The sequence below is a fragment of the Pseudomonas fakonensis genome (assembly GCF_019139895.1).
GTDB classification, from domain to species: domain Bacteria; phylum Pseudomonadota; class Gammaproteobacteria; order Pseudomonadales; family Pseudomonadaceae; genus Aquipseudomonas; species Aquipseudomonas fakonensis.
This window is the reverse complement of the sequence record NZ_CP077076.1, coordinates 5,086,252-5,101,814: the sequence shown is the minus strand read 5'-3', so window position 1 is coordinate 5,101,814 and position 15,563 is coordinate 5,086,252. Positions and strand designations below refer to the sequence as shown.

19 protein-coding genes are annotated in these 15,563 nt (G+C 64.7%); 12 read left to right on the top strand and 7 right to left on the bottom strand.

Translation table 11 applies throughout. The features are described 5' to 3' along the window. Positions 1-112: 112 nt before the first annotated feature. Together KSS94_RS22550 and KSS94_RS22545 are read right to left on the bottom strand one after the other, a co-directional pair. The gene (locus KSS94_RS22550; RefSeq protein WP_217840258.1) at positions 113-271 is read right to left on the bottom strand and encodes a hypothetical protein; all 159 of its coding nucleotides are present in this window, start codon (positions 269-271) and stop codon (positions 113-115) included. Positions 272-310: 39 nt separating this feature from the next. Beyond that, positions 311-847 (bottom strand): N-acetyltransferase, encoded by a 537-nt coding sequence (locus tag KSS94_RS22545; protein WP_217840257.1) that lies wholly within the window; start codon positions 845-847, stop codon positions 311-313. A 460-nt stretch (positions 848-1,307) separates the two neighbouring features. Here KSS94_RS22545 and KSS94_RS22540 point away from each other — a divergent pair, with 460 nt between their 5' ends. Together KSS94_RS22540 and KSS94_RS22535 are read left to right on the top strand one after the other, a co-directional pair. Continuing rightward, positions 1,308-1,553: a hypothetical protein gene (locus KSS94_RS22540; protein ID WP_217840256.1), complete on the top strand. Its 246-nt coding sequence runs from the start codon at positions 1,308-1,310 to the stop codon at positions 1,551-1,553. Then, positions 1,550-1,801 (top strand): DUF3077 domain-containing protein, encoded by a 252-nt coding sequence (locus KSS94_RS22535; RefSeq protein WP_217840255.1) that lies wholly within the window; start codon positions 1,550-1,552, stop codon positions 1,799-1,801. The genes KSS94_RS22540 and KSS94_RS22535 overlap by 4 nt, the downstream gene beginning before the upstream one ends. 434 nt (positions 1,802-2,235) lie before the next feature. On the opposite strand, the gene KSS94_RS22530 is transcribed toward KSS94_RS22535, so the two are convergent. From KSS94_RS22530 to KSS94_RS22520, 3 genes are read right to left on the bottom strand one after another with little or no spacing between them, the layout of a single operon-like run. Continuing rightward, positions 2,236-2,541, bottom strand: coding sequence for a hypothetical protein (locus KSS94_RS22530; protein WP_217840254.1), 306 nt, complete (start codon positions 2,539-2,541; stop codon positions 2,236-2,238). A 2-nt stretch (positions 2,542-2,543) separates the two neighbouring features. Further along, positions 2,544-3,269 carry a DUF4225 domain-containing protein gene (locus tag KSS94_RS22525; RefSeq protein ID WP_217840253.1) on the bottom strand — a complete coding sequence of 242 codons (726 nt, stop codon included), beginning with the start codon at positions 3,267-3,269 and terminating at the stop codon, positions 2,544-2,546. Continuing rightward, the gene (locus KSS94_RS22520; RefSeq protein WP_217840252.1) at positions 3,266-3,751 is read right to left on the bottom strand and encodes an Hcp family type VI secretion system effector; all 486 of its coding nucleotides are present in this window, start codon (positions 3,749-3,751) and stop codon (positions 3,266-3,268) included. Before KSS94_RS22520 ends, KSS94_RS22525 begins: the two co-directional genes overlap by 4 nt. Positions 3,752-4,050: 299 nt before the next feature. On the opposite strand from KSS94_RS22520, the gene KSS94_RS22515 reads away from it, so the two are divergent. From KSS94_RS22515 to KSS94_RS22490, 6 genes are all read left to right on the top strand, one after another. Then, positions 4,051-4,614 carry a GNAT family N-acetyltransferase gene (locus tag KSS94_RS22515; protein ID WP_217840251.1) on the top strand — a complete coding sequence of 188 codons (564 nt, stop codon included), beginning with the start codon at positions 4,051-4,053 and terminating at the stop codon, positions 4,612-4,614. A 57-nt stretch (positions 4,615-4,671) separates the two neighbouring features. Next, positions 4,672-5,199, top strand: coding sequence for a sigma-70 family RNA polymerase sigma factor (locus KSS94_RS22510; protein WP_217840250.1), 528 nt, complete (start codon positions 4,672-4,674; stop codon positions 5,197-5,199). A 2-nt stretch (positions 5,200-5,201) separates the two neighbouring features. Further along, positions 5,202-6,167, top strand: coding sequence for a FecR family protein (locus tag KSS94_RS22505; protein WP_225935812.1), 966 nt, complete (start codon positions 5,202-5,204; stop codon positions 6,165-6,167). 75 nt (positions 6,168-6,242) lie between these two features. Next, a complete protein-coding gene (locus KSS94_RS22500; protein WP_217840249.1) occupies positions 6,243-8,771 on the top strand; it encodes a TonB-dependent siderophore receptor in 2,529 nt (842 codons plus the stop codon). 67 nt (positions 8,772-8,838) lie between these two features. Continuing rightward, positions 8,839-9,378, top strand: a complete 540-nt coding sequence (locus KSS94_RS22495) for a hypothetical protein (RefSeq protein ID WP_217840248.1) — start codon at positions 8,839-8,841, stop codon at positions 9,376-9,378. 70 nt (positions 9,379-9,448) lie between these two features. Further along, a complete protein-coding gene (locus tag KSS94_RS22490) occupies positions 9,449-9,835 on the top strand; it encodes a lysozyme inhibitor LprI family protein (protein ID WP_217840247.1) in 387 nt (128 codons plus the stop codon). Positions 9,836-10,035: 200 nt separating this feature from the next. Here the strand turns inward: KSS94_RS22490 and mnmH are convergent, their stop codons facing one another. After that, positions 10,036-11,151 (bottom strand): tRNA 2-selenouridine(34) synthase MnmH, encoded by a 1,116-nt coding sequence (gene mnmH / locus KSS94_RS22485; protein WP_217840246.1) that lies wholly within the window; start codon positions 11,149-11,151, stop codon positions 10,036-10,038. Beyond that, a complete protein-coding gene (gene selD / locus KSS94_RS22480; RefSeq protein ID WP_217840245.1) occupies positions 11,151-12,185 on the bottom strand; it encodes a selenide, water dikinase SelD in 1,035 nt (344 codons plus the stop codon). The genes mnmH and selD overlap by 1 nt, the downstream gene beginning before the upstream one ends. 133 nt (positions 12,186-12,318) lie before the next feature. On the opposite strand from selD, the gene KSS94_RS22475 reads away from it, so the two are divergent. The 4 genes from KSS94_RS22475 to phnE are packed head-to-tail and all read left to right on the top strand — an operon-like array spanning position 12,319 to position 15,549. Further along, on the top strand, positions 12,319-13,173 hold the full coding sequence (locus KSS94_RS22475; protein WP_217840244.1) for a putative selenate ABC transporter substrate-binding protein: 855 nt from the start codon (positions 12,319-12,321) through the stop codon (positions 13,171-13,173). Then, on the top strand, positions 13,170-13,964 hold the full coding sequence (locus tag KSS94_RS22470; protein WP_217840243.1) for a phosphonate ABC transporter ATP-binding protein: 795 nt from the start codon (positions 13,170-13,172) through the stop codon (positions 13,962-13,964). The genes KSS94_RS22475 and KSS94_RS22470 overlap by 4 nt, the downstream gene beginning before the upstream one ends. Further along, entirely contained in the window at positions 13,958-14,785 is an 828-nt protein-coding gene (locus KSS94_RS22465; RefSeq protein WP_217840242.1) for a PhnE/PtxC family ABC transporter permease, read from the top strand. The genes KSS94_RS22470 and KSS94_RS22465 overlap by 7 nt, the downstream gene beginning before the upstream one ends. Then, positions 14,782-15,549 carry a phosphonate ABC transporter, permease protein PhnE gene (gene phnE, locus KSS94_RS22460; RefSeq protein ID WP_217840241.1) on the top strand — a complete coding sequence of 256 codons (768 nt, stop codon included), beginning with the start codon at positions 14,782-14,784 and terminating at the stop codon, positions 15,547-15,549. The genes KSS94_RS22465 and phnE overlap by 4 nt, the downstream gene beginning before the upstream one ends. Positions 15,550-15,563: the final 14 nt, after the last annotated feature.

Below are 15,563 nucleotides of genomic sequence, written 5' to 3'. Positions count from 1 at the left end.
TAATGACTGTGTGGGAGCGGGCTTGCCCCGCGATGGGTTCTGGATTGCGTCCCGATTTATTCCAGGCATAAAAAAGCCGCCCGTGGGCGGCTTCTTCAAATGTTCATACAGGCTACGCGCAGCCTGCCATCACACCAGTGGGTTCCATTTGGCGGCCAAGCTTGGCAGCAGCCATGAAACGACGTTGATTTGCAGAAATTGATCCGCCCAAGCGCTGGGCTTCCGCTTTGAATGCGGCAACCAGAAGTGGTTTTGCTTTCTGCTTTTTCATCGCATGCATCCCTGAAGATGATGATTGACTTCGGGCATGTTATTCGGCCCCTACTGAAATGACAAGGCGCCGCTGATCGTCGAACGCGAAGCCGTGCTGCTGGTACCAGGGGATTGCGCCGGTCGCTGGATCCTGGATTTCAATCCATTGCAGCTTCAGCATTCGGGCAAATGCATCGATTGCGGTAAGTGTTACAGGCAACACGTATCCCTTGAGGGGGTGGGTGTCGTCGGGCTTACCTTCGAGAAGTATCAGCTTGATGGTGATCCTACTGTCTCGGGCATTGGCATAGGCCATGCCGCAGAGCTCAACACCGTACCAGAGTGCCAGGTCGATCCCTTTTGGCCATTTATGCTTCCATGCCGACACATCCTCCCAGGACAGCAGTGCACCTTCCTCACCCCATCCATCGCTTGCCTCAACGGCAGCGTGGGTAATGGGTTCAAGCCTGACTCGGGATACATCGATGTCCGGCGGGTCCAGCGTGGCTTGTTCCTCGGCCAGAAGCTCAAGGGCCCGACGGTAAGCTGTCCCTCGATACACCTGAAACTTCAGGTGGTCGTTACGTCGTGACATCCATGATCCTTGAATGAGTGCGCGCCAGCATTGCTCGATCTCAAAGGCGCTGTCAGGGTTGTGGCGTGCATCTGCCCGCCCTGATGCAACCTTAAAACAGGCACTGTTGGCCCCCAACATCCCCTCATCCCAAACCCCTGTAAGACATTTCCCAACTTGAAACAAAATCCTTCAACCGGGCCAAGTTTCGGACCTATCCTACGCGCCTGTCGGAAGCTGCCACATTGGCTGGGAAATACCCCGGGGGTAACGTCGCTGGGTCGTCACATTTGGCGACCGGGTGTGAGAAGCCCGGTGTGTTCACCAATACGGCTTTCCATTTTAATGGCGGTCGTACGCGTGCGGGTTTCGGCCCGGCCGTGGCTGGTGTTCACACGGTCTTCTCACCATGCGTACGACTGCCACCCTTGTCTGTGAGAAGGATGGAGGTGGTTGTTTCCCGGTGCTTAAGGAGAACACCATGAAAAAACTTGTACCTGATCCACCTTTTCCAATCCCCTACCTCACCATCATCCAGGACCTCACCCCCGAGGCCGCCATGGCCCACGCCGCCAACCTGATGGAAACCCTGGTCGACACCGTCCACGCCTACGTCGAATGCCCGCAACAGCACCGCCCCGGCATCATGCTGGATAACTCGGCCATCCTGTCCCATCTGGTGGTCCTGCTGATCAACCACGCCATTGCGCGGAGGGAAGAGCCATGACCGATGATTCCTCGCAGGGCATGACCAGAGGCAAGACCACCTGCCTTGAGCTGTTCCGCATCCAGCCGGGCGTCCCGTTCGAGCAGGCGTTCAGCGACCTGTCGGTGTTGCTGGGTTGCATTTCCCACCTGACCACCGAAGCCGAAATGGAGAACGACCGCAAGGCCGGCAGCGCCGCGCGGATTCTCAGCGGGTTGGCCAAAGGGTTGATCGATGACATGGAGCTGGGGATGAACCGGGCCAGGTGAGGGGGAGGGCTGGTAGGTGCATGCCTTTGGATGGCGGCAGTGCATGCAGGTGCCTGTCTGTGAATTGCATCAGGGCTTACAGGTGCCCGCCGAAAGGTTTGCAGCGCCTATGCGATCGAGCGCCGCCCGCGCGGCGCTTCGCGGGTAAACCCGCTCCCACAGTTTGATTCGGGCCAATTATTCCTGTGAAAGTACCGCTGTTCGCCTTGGTGCATGCCTTGAGTCATGTGCAGCGGCGGCAACGCACACGCCGAAATCGCGTCGAACCAACAAGGCGGACCAGGTGATGGCACAGGAAAGACTGGCCCGAAACAAACTGTGGGAGCGGGTTTACCCGCGAAGCGCCGCGCGGGCGGCGCTCGATCTCGAAGGCGCTGCAAAGCTCCCGTCGAACACCTGTAAGCCCTGATGCAATCTCAAGACAGGCATTGCGGCTAACCAAGATCTTTATATTTGCCAGGGTAGGTCCTCAAACCACTTGCAAATGCCCATAAGTGAAAAAAGAACATGCAAAAACAAAATATAAGTGAGCCGGGCAGGAGTGTTGAGTAAAGCTCGGTTATGGCAGGTGCCTTTGCGAGTTCTTTGCGTTGGGTGAGGTATAAATAAAGAGCGCCAAGTATGGCGTTATAAATATATCCAGCAATGACGAAGATCAGTAATGGGTCTTTCTTCATCAAGTAATGCCGGATGTTCAATGAGACGAACACGTCTGCGGCAAAGAAAAGAATGACTGTCATGATCACTTTTTGAAGTACTCCACGATCATCTGATACACCGTGATGCCGCTCACCGCCCCTTCAAAAAACAGCGTGCTGACCCCCATCAATCGAAATGCACGAACACGATCGATATCGTGATATTTGTATAAGCGCCATGCCCCTGGCTTCAGCGGTTTACGGAAAAACACTCCATATCCCGCCATCCCCAAATCTGCCGAATAATAAGCAAGGTTCCCCTCTCTCTCTCCATACCCCAGCTTCTTCGCTGCCTCTTGATATCCCTTGCGAATGGGCCCCACGGTGTCATCTCTCCCGTTCCATAAGTTATTTCCATTTTCATAAATGTTGTTTACACCATGGGCAAATACGGGGGCGCCGAAATAGCTGCATAGACCCGGGCCTGTCGCACAGGCCCCCGCCCCTGTGGCCACCTGGCTCACCCCTCCAGCCAATCCGACAGCCAATCCGACAGCCCGCCGACCAAGCCTTTCAGCCTGCTCCCACAAACTCACCTCTTCGGCCCTGAGCACCTTCAACCCGTCCTCCGGGCTCAGCTCCCCCAGCGCCACCTTGTCCGCCACCTGCTTGGCGAAATACGCCACCTCCCGGTTGAACATCACCCGCCCCATCCCGTGGCGCAAATGCCGCGCACTGACGCTGCAGGCGTAAGCCGTCAGCCGCGTGGCGGCCTGGTTCACCTCCCAGTAATCGGGCCCGAGCGGGTAGTTGCCTTGCCGGGCGCTCATTCTGCTTCACGCCAGGCGGCGTGGGCCGAGGTGCTGCCGGTGTGGTGGATCCAGCTGATGTCGCGGTAGCGGATGGCCAGGTGTTCCTGCGCCTCCTGGTCGCTTTGCAGCATGCTATGGGGCATGTCGACCCGCTGTTCCACCAGCACCGCGCCGGAGAGCTTGAGGGTGAAGTATCGCTCCAGGTGGCCGGCCGGGTTGGTGCGGTAGAAGTTGAAGTCGCAGTCCAGCCGTTCGCCGCTGTCGATGGCCTGGGCCAGCAGCGGGGTGGCCTTGTCGATGAATTTGCTGATCAGCACCGGCTGGTGCAGGGCACGTTGGTTGTTGTCACCGCTGAGAATCTGATGGGCCAGCGACAGCACCATCACCTCGTCGGTGTGGCCGCTGCGGCAATGTTTGCCAATCGAGGCCTCGGTGGAGCAACCAGCGGAAATCAGGCCCTGGCGGGCGCCGTTGATGGACAGGTAGCCGTGGAAAGCCATGGGGGATCACTCCTTCGAAATGGAAGTGAAACCCTAAAGGGATGATGGGGGCCGGGTCTGCCGGACCAGTCTTGCGGTGGCTTCGGACGTTGCCTCAGGGTTTGCAGGCCTTTGCCTACAGGAATGTGGTGGGGTTAAACATTGGGAAATTGGGGGAGGGGATGGCATCAGCGCATGCAGGTGCCTGTCTGTGAATTGCATCAGGGCTTACAGGTGCCCTGCGCCTTTTGCCCCCTACCTCCCGCACCTCCCCTGACGCTAGACTGTCATCTTTCCCACAATCGGACAGGAGTCCCGGTGTGCCCGACCCCCGCAGTTTCCCCAGCGACCTGTGCCTCGACAGCCCACGCCTGCAACTGCGCCCCATGCGCCATGGCGATGCGCAGCGCTGGCTGACCATCATGGCCGACCCCGAGGTGATGCGTTACTGGTACCACGCCCCCTGGCAAACCCTGGCCGAAGCCGAAAGCGCCCTGGCCGCCGACCGTGAAGCCTACGCCAGCGGCCAGATGCTCAAACTGGGCATGTACCGCCGCGACACCGGCGAGCTGATCGGCATGGTGCAGCTGTTCAACCTCGACCAGCCCTCGCGCCGCGGCGAGATCGGCTACTGCCTGGCCCGCGAGGTACAAGGCCGTGGCTACATGGACGAGGCGCTGACCTGCTTCATCGACTACCTGGCCCATACCCTGCACCTGCGCCGCCTCGAAGCCGAGATCGACCCGCGCAACCAAGGCTCGGCACGCACCCTGGAGCGCCAGGGCTTTGTGCTCGAAGGCACGCTGCGCGCGCGCTGGTGCGTGGCCGGTGAGCTGTCGGACTCGGGCCTGTACGGGCTGCTGCTGGAACCGCCGGTTGCATAAAGCGCGTGGCAATGGATAACATTCGGTAACGATTCTCACTTACGTCCCGGTGATTCCATGCCCGCAGCCGACACGCCGAGCCCGTACCCGCTCGAACAGCTGTACACCGAGCACCATGGCTGGCTGTTCGGCTGGCTGCGGCGCAAGCTGCGCTGCTCGCACCGCGCGGCGGACCTGGTGCAGGACACCTTCGTGCGCATTCTGGCATCGCGCGATGCACTGCTGGGCATGCGTGAGCCGCGGGCCTATCTGAGCACCACGGCGCGCCGCCTGGTGATCGACCAGGCCCGCCGCCAGCAGATCGAAAACGCCTACCTGGCCGAGCTGGCGCTAACCGTCGAGGCCCTCGACGGGCACCAGTCGCCGGAGCGTATTCTGCTCACCCTCGAAGCCCTGGAGCAGATCGCCTTCTTGCTCGAAGGCCTGCACCCCAACGCCCGCGAGGCGTTTGTCGGTTACTACCTGGACGAACTCAGCCAGCCGCAGATCGCCGAGCGCCTGGGTATTTCGCCGCGCATGGTGCGCAAGTACCTGGCCCAGGCCCTGGTGCACTGCCACCAGGCGCTGGACCTGGGCGAGGGCTGAGGGTGGCCGGCATCGAGGAACAGGCTGCCGAGTGGGTGTTGCGCCTGGGTGAGGGCGCCCTGGATGCCGGCGAGCAGGCCGAACTGGATGACTGGCTGCTAGCCGACCCACGGCACCAGGCCACACTGCAGCGCATGCAGGGCGTCATCCACCAGTTGCAGGGCTTGCGCGAGCAGCGTGGCCCGGTATCGGCCGCGCTGGCAGCCGGTAACCTGCCGGCGCGGCGTACCCCAGCGGCGCGGCGCACCTTGCTGGGGCTGGCCCTGGCAGCTGCGCTGCTGGGTGGCTTGCAACTGGGAGGTGTTCAGCCGCAGGTCTGGCTGGCCGATGCGCGCACCGCGCCCGCCGAGTGGCGCAGCCTGGCCCTTGAAGATGGCTCGCAGGTCACCCTGGCCGGCAACTCTGCCGTGGACCTGCAGTTCACGGCGGGCGAACGGCGCCTGCGCCTGCTGCGCGGCCAGGTGCTGGTGGATGTCGCCCACGACCCTGCGCGGCCGTTCGTGGTGCAGACCGACGAGGGCAGCTTCCGCGCCCTGGGCACGCGCTTCGTGGTCAGCGAAGGGGCCGGGCGTAGCGAGCTGACCATGCTCGAGTCGCGGGTCGAGGCGCGCAGTGCCGAGGCCGGTGGCTATATCGTCGCCGGGCGTGGCGAGCGTGCCTGGGTGGAGCGCGAACGGGTAGGGCCATTGCCGGCCATCGACCCGCAGCGCATCGACCTGGCCTGGCAGCAACACCAACTGGTGGCCGACGGCTTGCCGCTGGACCAGGTGCTCGATGCCCTGGCCGCCCAGCGTCGCGGCCTGCTGCGCTTTGACCGTGCCGCGCTGCACGGCATCAAGGTGTCGGCGGTGCTGCCGCTGGACGACAGCGAGCGTGCCCTGCAGTTGCTGGCCGAAGCGCTGCCCGTGCAGGTCAGGCGCTTTGGCCCGTGGTGGACGAGCGTCGAGCGCGTGCCTGCAAAAAACTAAAGAACCGTGGTTCCGCTTCTGCCGAGTGGCCCGTCATTCAAAAGGCCAACCAATCAAGAATGGAGCCACCCCGCCATGCGCCGATTCCCTGGCCGCCCCGTCCTCAACCCGTTGTCGCTGTGCCTGCGCCTGGCCTTCGCCGGCCTTGCGCTGCCCGTCATGGCCGCGCCAGCCACCGCCCAGGACGAAGCCCGCCGCCACTACGAAGTGCCCGCCGGCAGCCTGGCCGAAGCCTTGGGCAGCTTCGCCCAGCAGGCCGGGGTGGCGGTGGTGTTCCAGCCAGAAACCCTGGCCGGGCGCCATAGCGACGGCCTGCGCGGGCTGTACGCGGTGGATAGCGGCTTTGCCGTGCTGCTGGCCGGCAGCGGCTACCGCAGCGAGCGCAGCGACAACGGCTACCGCCTGGTGGCCGAGCCGCAGGCGCCGCTGGGCGCCGGGGTGATGGAGCTGGGGGCGACTACTGTGGCCGGGCAGGGCATGGGTGAGAGCACCGAGAACACCGGCTCCTACGCGCCGGGGCTGGTCAGCGTCGGTTCCAAGACCCCCACCAGCGTACGCCAGACACCGCAGTCGGTATCGGTGCTGACCCGCCAGCTGATCGAAGACCAGCAGATCACCGACATCAACCAGGCCATGAAAGCCACCCCCGGGGTGATCACCCAGAGCACCACGGTGCGCACCCAGGACTTCATCTCCCGCGGCTTTTCCATCCAGAACCTGCAGATCGACGGCGCCGCGCCGCAATCGCTGGGTACGGCCATGGGCTCGTTCTATTCGTCGAATATCTTCGACCTGGCCGAGTTCGATCACATCGAGGTGCTGCGGGGCTCGGGGGCGTTGTTTGGTGGCACGGGCGACCCGGGCGGCATCATCAACATGGTGCGCAAGCGGCCCACGGCCTACAACCAGTTCAAGTTCACCCTGTCGGCCGGCAGCTGGGACAACTACCGCCAGGAGATCGACCTGTCCGGCCCGTTGGGCTGGGACGGCCGCCTGCGCGGGCGGCTGGTGGTGGCCAATACCGACCGCCAGTACTTCATCGACCACCGCGCCACCGAAAAGCCGCTGGTGTACGGCGTGTTCGAAGCCGACGTGACCGACGACACCATGCTCACCTTCGGCGTGCGCTACAACAAATCCCACGAGACCGGCACCCAGAGCTCGGTACCGCGCTATTCCACCGGCGCCGACCTGGGCCTGCCACGGCACACCGGCCTGACCCAGAACTGGTCGTACATCGATGTGACGGCGCGCGAGTACTTCGCCAAGCTCGACCACCGCATCAACGACGACTGGAAGCTCAACCTCAGCTACACCAACATCTGGGACCTGGGCCTGTTCAAGACCGCCTCCACCCTGAACGCAGTGAACCCGAACACCGGCACCGGGGCGACCTGGTACGGCACCCTCAGCCGCCAGGAAAACCAGCAGCACCTGTACGACGCCAACCTGTCGGGGCATTTCGAGGCGTTCGGGCTGGACCACGAGTTGACTGTCGGCGCCGACTACCAGCGCATCGACAGCCGCTGGCTGGGCACTGCACCGCATGCCGGCGCAGGGGGCGGGGTGGATGTGTTCGACCCGGATGCGACGCCGTTCCCCGACCAGTCCAATACCCGCAACTACACCCGCGACTACAGCCCCAACTCCCAGCGCCAGTACGGCCTGTACGCCAGCCTGCGCCTGCAGCTGGCCGAACCGCTGCACCTGATCGTTGGCGGGCGGGCCCAGCGCTATCACTTCTGGCAGACCTACCAGACGCTGCAAAGCGGCGCCTGGACCACGGTGTCCAACCCTGACCAGCGCATCGCCACCAAGGTCACGCCGTTTGGCGGTGTGGTCTACGACCTCAACGACCAATGGTCGGCGTACGCCAGCTACTCGGAAATCTTCAGGCCGCAGTCCAACCGCCTGGCCGGCCCCCTGGGCAGCAACAACACCCTTGAGCCGATGACCGGCAAGACCTACGAAACCGGGCTCAAGGGCGAGTTGTTCGATGGCCGCCTGAACACCAACATTGCCCTGTACTACACCACCCGTGAGAACGAGGCCACCCGCGACCCGGCCTTCCCGCAGCAGAACAACCTGTTCGCCGGCAGTTGCTGCTGGCTGCCCAACGGCAAGGTGATGAGCAAGGGCATCGATGTGGAGGTGTCCGGCGAGCTGCTGCCAGACTGGATGCTGACCGGCGGCTACACCTTCAACCTCAACCGCAATCGCGCCACCAGCACGGCCTTGAGCACGGTGATGCCCAAGCACCTGTTCAAGCTGTACACCACCTACCGCCTGCCGGGCGTGCTGCACGACTTCAAGGTGGGCGGCGGGGTGCAGGTGCAAAGCGCCACCTACGTCACTGGCGAGGCGGCCAGCACCGATGTCAACGGCAATGTCACCAGCAACCTGGTGCCGTTCGACTACAAGCAGGCTGGCTACGCGACCTGGAGCGGCTTGGTGGAATACCGTGTCGACGAGCACTGGGACCTGACCCTCAACGGCAACAACCTGTTCGACAAGAAGTACTACGAGACCGTCGGCACTTCGACCTACGGCAACTACTACGGTGAACCGCGCAACTTCATGCTGACCCTGCGCGGCACTTACTGAGGGTTTGGAGGCGGGGCAGGGGCTGGGTTATGGTCGCAGCTTGTCCCGCTTGCCCAGGTTCGTTCCCTTGCCCGCCTTGTATCTGACTTTCAGCTTGCTTTTGTATTTGTCGAGCCTGTGTTTCGACGCTGTTCTGACCGGGGCCGGGCGGCACCTGCCGGCCCTGCAGATTTTGCTGTACGGCCTTTGGGGCATCCCGTTCGAGATGTACCAGTGGTTTGCCAACCCGCTGCTGGCGCTGGCGATACTGGCCCACCGGCGGTTCCGCCGGCTGGCCCTGGGCTTTGGCCTGGTGGCGCTGTATCTGGCGATTTCCAGCCTGGGCATCGAGCGTTTGCCCGACAGCCGCACCTACGGTTTTCAGGACGTAACCGGCTTTGGCGCCGGTTACTACCTGTGGCTGGGGGCGATCCTGCTGTTCTGCGCCGGGCAGGCATGGTGGTGCTGGAAGGCCAAAAGCGCGGCCGAAGTGCCAGGTTGGCGCTGGTTCGATGTGGCGCTGATGGCTGCGCTGGGTGTGGCGTTTTACGTCGGCACGCAAATGCCGAGCATGCGTTTCGAGCCGCACAAGGTGGTGGCACCGCCACAGCCGGAGCAGATGTTGTAGCGCAATCCCTACAGAGCTGTGGGAAAGCGGGTGCTAGGCTTGCTCCCGCCTACTTCTGAAAGGAACGCCCATGTTCAAGCCCTTCCTGTTCGCCAGCATCGCCTTGCTGGCAGCGGCCACAGCCCAGGCCGACGATTACTCCTCCAGCTACACCCAGTGCATGGACAAGGCCTCCAGCACCTCAGCCATGGGCGCCTGCATCCAGGCCGAGACCAAGCTGCAGGACGACCGCCTGAACCGGGTGTACAAGCAGCTGCTGAGCAAGCTCGACCCCGCCCAGCAAAAGGCCCTGCGCGAGGTGCAGCGCAAGTGGATCGCCTACCGCGACGGCAATTGCGCGTTCCACCGCAACCTGAGCGATGGCAGCCTGTACCGTATCGAAGGGGCGATGTGCTTCATGGACATGAGCAAGGAGCGTGCAGCGGAACTGGAGCGGGTGCTCAGCCCGGGGCAGTGACCAGCCTGTTCGATTTTGCGCGAACCTGTAGGAGCGGCCTTGTGTCGCGAAAGGGCTGCGCAGCAGCCCCGGCGATTTTGCATGGGGCCCACACCCTGGGGCTGCTGCGCAGCCCTTTCGCGACACAAGGCCGCTCCTACAGGGATCGCATAGCCTTCAGGCCAGCGCAGTACCTGTAGGAGCCCGAGCAGGTGGTGGGGCTAGCGCCCGGTGCGCAGCCCGCGCTGGGCCCGGGCCTTGAGGTATTCGCGTACTTCGACCGCGTCGCCGGCAAACTCGATACGGTCAGCCTTGGCATCGCGCTGGTAGGCGTACATCGGGTCGTAATACTCCTTCAGCAAGCCTTCGATCCAGCCACGGTGCAGGCCCACCTCGCCACTGCGTAGCTGCTCGTCCAAAGCCTGGTTCAGCAACTCGGCCAGGCGCTGGAAGCGCTCGCCGCCCAGGCGCTTGTGGATGTTGGCCATGCTCTGGCGCAGGCGCTCGGCGAACTGCCGGCGGCCATCCTCCTCGCCGTGCACGGCCACGAACTCGGCGCACAGCTGGGTCACGTAGTCGCGCAGGATGCGCTGCACGCGGTTTTCGAAGCTGTCCTCCAGCCACACCAGCGGGTACTGCTGCATGCCTTTGTACAGCTCAAGCGGCACGGCGCAGCTGCCGACGATGCGGCCTTCGTCCTCAAGCACGAACTGGCCGATGCCGCGGTGGCGCTTTTTCAGCAGGTCGATGGCCAGGGCGTTCTCGAAGTCGATCTGCGCCGGCTGCGCGGTGGCGCGCTTGCCGAAGCTGGAGCCGCGATGGTTGGCGTGGCCTTCGAGGTCGAGCACGTTGTCCAGCTGGTGCAGCACATCGGTCTTGCCGGTGCCGGTCAGGCCGCCCACCAGTACGAAGTCGCACTGCGCCACCGCCTGCTGGGTGGTCTCCAGCAGCAGGGTACGCATGGCCTTGTAGCCGCCGACCACTTTCGGGTACTGGATGCCGGCTTCTTGCAGCCAGCCCTGGACGATCTGCGAGCGCAGGCCGCCCCTGAAGCAATACAGGTAACCGTCGGGGTGGGCCTTGGCGAAGGCGGCCCAGGCCTCCAGGCGCTGTTGCTTGATGGCGCCGTTGACCAGTTGGTGGCCGAGGGCGATGGCGGCGGCCTGGCCCTGCTGCTTGTAGCAGGTGCCGACCTTGTGTCGCTCCTGGTCGGTCATCAGCGGCAGGTTGACGGCGCCGGGGAAGGCGCCCTTGGTGAATTCGACCGGGGCGCGCATGTCCATCAGCGGCACGTCGTCGAGAAACAGCTGGTGCAACTGGGTGCAGTCTGGGCGCATCAGAGCACCTCGACTGCGTGGCTCTGTCGCTCGACCAGCGCGCCGATTGGCGCAAGGTCCAGCCCCAGCTCCCTGGCCACGGCGAGGAACTCGGCCTCGCCTTCAGGGGCGACCGCCACCAGCAGGCCACCGCTGGTTTGCGGGTCGCACAGCAGGTGCTTCTGCTCGTCGCTGAGGGCGCCGAGCTTGTGGCCGTAGCTTTCGAAGTTGCGCAGGGTGCCGCCGGGCACGCAGCCCTCGGCCAGGTAGTGTTCGACGCTCGGCAGGCGCGGTACGGCGCTGTATTGCAGGCGCGCGGTCAGGCCGCTGCCTTCGGCCACTTCGACCAGGTGGCCGAGCAGGCCGAAGCCGGTGACGTCGGTCATGGCCAGCACGCCGGCAAGTTTGCCGAAGCGGCTGCCGGGGGTGTTCAGGGTGCACATCCAGTCGCGGGCCAGGCCTTGGTCCTGCGGGCGCAGCTTGGCTTTTTTCTCGGCGGTGGTAAGGATGCCGATGCCCAGCGGTTTGGTCAGGTACAGCTTGCAGCCGGCGCGGGCGGTGTCGTTGCGCTTGAGGTGGCGCTTGCTGACCACGCCGGTGACGGCCAGGCCGAAGATCGGCTCGGGGGCGTCGATGGAGTGGCCGCCGGCCAGCGGGATGCCGGCCTCGGCGCACACCGCGCGGCCACCGCGGATTACTTCGCGGGCCACTTCCGGTGGCAGCACGTTGACCGGCCAGCCGAGGATGGCGATGGCCATCAGCGGGTCGCCGCCCATGGCGTAGATGTCGCTGATGGCGTTGGTGGCGGCGATGCGGCCGAAGTCGTACGGGTCGTCGACGATGGGCATGAAGAAGTCGGTGGTCGAGACCACGCCACGCTCGTCGTCCAGGGCGTATACCGCGGCGTCGTCACGCGAGGTGTTGCCCACCCAGAGTTTTGGGTCCAGTGCCTGGGCGCCGCTTTCGGCGAGGATCACATCCAGCACCTTGGGGGAGATCTTGCAGCCACAGCCAGCGCCGTGGCTGTACTGGGTTAAACGGATCGACTCATTCATGGCGGGAATTCTCGGAATTTTCTGACGCCGATTGTAGCAACTGTGGTCTTTGTTTCGGGGGCTCTTATACTTGCCCGGGTCTGAAAGGTTGCGGGGCAAGCCCGCTCCCACGCCACGAACCGGAGAACTCCCCATGCTCAAACGCCCCCTGGCTCTCGCTGCCGGCCTTGCGCTGGCCTGTAGCGCCTTCATCGCACAGGCTGCCGATGTGCTGCGCGTAAGCGCCATCCCCGACGAAGCGCCGACTGAGCTGCTGCGCAAGTTCAAGCCGCTGGGCGAGTACCTGGAGCAGCAACTGGGCATGAAAGTGCAGTTCGTGCCGGTGGCCGATTACCCGGCGGTGGTCGAGTCGCTGGCCAGCAACCGCCTGGACATGGCCTGGCTGGGGGGCTTCACCTTCGTTCAGGTGCACCTGAAGGACCCGACCGCTACGCCGTTGGTGCAGCGTGAGCAGGACGCCCAGTTCACCTCCAAGTTCATCACGGCCAACCCGGACGTGAAGAGCCTGGCCGACCTGAAGGGCAAGACCTTCGCCTTCGGCTCGATCTCATCTACCTCCGGCAGCCTGATGCCGCGTTACTTCATGTTGAAGCAAGACAACATCAAGCCAGAGAGCTACTTCAGCCGTGTGGCCTATTCCGGTGCCCACGACGCCACCGTGGCCTGGGTTGCCGCCGGCAAGGTCGATGCCGGTGTGCTCAACGCCAGCGTGTGGCAGAAGCTGGTGGATGCCGGCAAAGTCGATACCAGCAAGGTCAAGGTGTTCGCCACCACCCCCAGCTACTACGACTACAACTGGACCGTGCGCGGCAACATGGACCCGGCGCTCAAGGACAAGATCAAGCAAGCCTTCCTCGCGCTGGACCCGGCCAAGCCTGCCGACAAGGCGATCCTCGACCTGCAGGCGGCCAGCCGCTTCATCGAGACCAAGCCCGAGAACTACCAGGGCACCGAGCAGGCTGCCCGCGAGGCCGGCCTGCTGAAGTGAGTATCCGTCTGCAAGGGGCCGGCCTGCGCCATGGTGAGGTTCAGGCCCTGCACGCAGTTCAACTGCGTATCGAACGCGGCGAGCGGGTGGCGATCATCGGCCCGTCCGGCGCCGGCAAGTCCAGCCTGCTGCACCTGATGGCCACTGCTGTGCAACCGAGTGCCGGGCAATTGCAGTTGCTTGGCGCGCAGCCCTGGGCGCTGTCGACCCGCGCCCGCCAACGCCTGCGCGCGCGGGTGGCGCTGGTGCACCAGGCGCCGCCTTTGCCGCCGCGCCAGCGGGTGGTGACGGCGGTGCTGGCCGGACGCCTGGGGCAGTGGGGCACCCTGCGCGGGCTGCTCAACCTGCTGCACCCAAGCGATGTGCCCGGTGCGCGTCAAGCCCTGGCTGAGCTGGGGCTGGCAGACAAACTGTTTGTGCAGTGCGGGCAATTATCTGGCGGCCAGTTGCAGCGGGTCGGCATCGCCCGGGCGCTGTACCAGCGCCCCGAGGTGCTGCTGGCTGACGAGCCAGTGTCGGCCATGGACCCGGTGCTGGCCGACCACAGTCTGGCGCTGCTCAACCGCCATGCCAGTGAGCATGGCGTCACCCTGGTGGCCAGCCTGCACGCGGTGGAGCTGGCGCTGGCGCACTTCCCGCGCATTGTGGGCATTCGTGAAGGGCAGGTGATGTTCGATTGCCCGGCCCAGGCGGTGAGCCAAAGCCTGCTGGAGGCACTGTATGCCAACGAACAGTTGGCCCTGCCGGTGGCGCCTGGCCCGGCCCTGACGGTGCAGATTCCGCGATGCTGAAATCCGACGCCCGTGACCCTGCGGCGCTGCCCCGCCTGTTGCTGACCCTGCTGTGCCTGGCCCTGCTGTGGCCAGGGCTGGTGTTGAGCGAACTGAACCCCGGCGTGCTGCTGCAGGCCGAGAACCGCCAACAGATGGCCAGCTTCGCCAGCGCTTTCTGGCCGCCGGCCCACGATCCCGAGTTCCTTGGCCTGCTGTGGCAGGCCACCTTGCAGACTCTGGCCGTGGCCACCGCTGGCATGGCTTTGGCACTGCTGCTGGCGGTACCCACCAGCCTGCTGGCCAGCCGTGCGCTGTCTTTGCGGGCGGCGTCCCGGGGCGGGCGCCCGGGCCTGTGGTCGCGAGTGCTACGCCTGCCGGTGCGCGGGCTGCTGGTGTTTCTGCGCAGCGTGCCGGAAATCGTCTGGGCACTGCTGTTCGTGCGCGCGGTGGGCCTGGGCCCGACCGCCGGGGTGCTGGCCATCGCCATCACCTACAGCGGCATGCTGGGCAAGGTGTATGCGGAAATCTTCGAGTCGGTGGACCAGCGCCCGGCCCACGCCTTGTTGCAGGCCGGCAGCGGCCGGTTGGCGGCGTTCTGCTACGGCATTTTGCCCAATGCGGCGGCCGAGGTGGTGTCGTACACCGTGTACCGCTGGGAGTGCGCGGTGCGCGCCTCGGTGGTGATGGGCTTTGTCGGCGCCGGCGGCCTGGGGCAGCAAATCGACCTGTCGATGCGCATGTTCGCCGGGGCCGAGGTGGCGAGCATGCTGCTGGCGTTTCTGGCATTGGTGATTCTGGCCGATGTGCTCAGCCGCCTGCTGCGCGGGAGGTTGGCATGAGCCGGGTGATCAACCTGTTGGTGCTGCTGGGCATCGCACTGGCGGTGGTGGCTTCGTTCGCCTACCTGGAGCTGGACCTGCACGCGGTGATCGGCAATGGCGGGCTGGGGCAGATGGCCGAGTACGCCGGGCGCTTCCTGCACCCGGACTTGTCGCGGGAGCAGTTGCGGGCAGTGGGCTGGGGCGCGCTGGAAACCCTGGCCATGTCCGGGCTGGGTACCTTGCTGGCGATGGTGCTCGGCATGCTGCTGGCGCTGCCGGCAGCGGGGCGCTTTGGCTGGCCGTTGCAGGGGGCCGCACGTTTGCTGCTGAACGCCTTGCGGGCGATCCCGGAGCTGGTATGGGCGGCACTGACCGTGCTGGCCGCAGGCCTCGGCCCCAACGCCGGCACCCTGGCGCTGGCGCTGCACACCGCCGGGGTGCTGGGCCGGTTGTTCGCCGAGGCGTTGGAAAACGCACCGCCGGAGCCAGCGGCAGCGATCCGCCTGCAGGGCGGCAGCCAGGTGGCGGCGTTCTGCTTCGGCACCTTGCCCAACCTGTGGCCGCAGCTGCTGGCGTACAGCCTGTACCGCTGGGAGAACAACATCCGCATGGCCAGCGTGCTGGGCTTCGTCGGCGCGGGCGGGCTGGGGCAGCTGCTCTACACCACCCTGAGCCTGTTCCAGGAGGCCCAGGCCAGCACGGTGATCATCGCCATGCTGGTGCTGGTGTTGCTGGTGGATGGCTTCAGTGATGTGCTGCGCCAGCGGTATGTGCGGGCCTGACGCAGGTGTGACGG

Coding starts and splice junctions, on each gene's coding strand:
- KSS94_RS22550 (WP_217840258.1), bottom strand. CDS start 271: ATGAAAAAGCAGAAAGCAAAACCACTTCTGGTTGCCGCATTCAAAGCG.
- KSS94_RS22545 (WP_217840257.1), bottom strand. CDS start 847: ATGTCACGACGTAACGACCACCTGAAGTTTCAGGTGTATCGAGGGACA.
- KSS94_RS22540 (WP_217840256.1), top strand. CDS start 1,308: ATGAAAAAACTTGTACCTGATCCACCTTTTCCAATCCCCTACCTCACC.
- KSS94_RS22535 (WP_217840255.1), top strand. CDS start 1,550: ATGACCGATGATTCCTCGCAGGGCATGACCAGAGGCAAGACCACCTGC.
- KSS94_RS22530 (WP_217840254.1), bottom strand. CDS start 2,541: ATGACAGTCATTCTTTTCTTTGCCGCAGACGTGTTCGTCTCATTGAAC.
- KSS94_RS22525 (WP_217840253.1), bottom strand. CDS start 3,269: ATGAGCGCCCGGCAAGGCAACTACCCGCTCGGGCCCGATTACTGGGAG.
- KSS94_RS22520 (WP_217840252.1), bottom strand. CDS start 3,751: ATGGCTTTCCACGGCTACCTGTCCATCAACGGCGCCCGCCAGGGCCTG.
- KSS94_RS22510 (WP_217840250.1), top strand. CDS start 4,672: ATGCCCGCAGCCGACACGCCGAGCCCGTACCCGCTCGAACAGCTGTAC.
- KSS94_RS22500 (WP_217840249.1), top strand. CDS start 6,243: ATGCGCCGATTCCCTGGCCGCCCCGTCCTCAACCCGTTGTCGCTGTGC.
- KSS94_RS22490 (WP_217840247.1), top strand. CDS start 9,449: ATGTTCAAGCCCTTCCTGTTCGCCAGCATCGCCTTGCTGGCAGCGGCC.
- mnmH (WP_217840246.1), bottom strand. CDS start 11,151: ATGCGCCCAGACTGCACCCAGTTGCACCAGCTGTTTCTCGACGACGTG.
- selD (WP_217840245.1), bottom strand. CDS start 12,185: ATGAATGAGTCGATCCGTTTAACCCAGTACAGCCACGGCGCTGGCTGT.
- KSS94_RS22475 (WP_217840244.1), top strand. CDS start 12,319: ATGCTCAAACGCCCCCTGGCTCTCGCTGCCGGCCTTGCGCTGGCCTGT.
- KSS94_RS22465 (WP_217840242.1), top strand. CDS start 13,958: ATGCTGAAATCCGACGCCCGTGACCCTGCGGCGCTGCCCCGCCTGTTG.
- phnE (WP_217840241.1), top strand. CDS start 14,782: ATGAGCCGGGTGATCAACCTGTTGGTGCTGCTGGGCATCGCACTGGCG.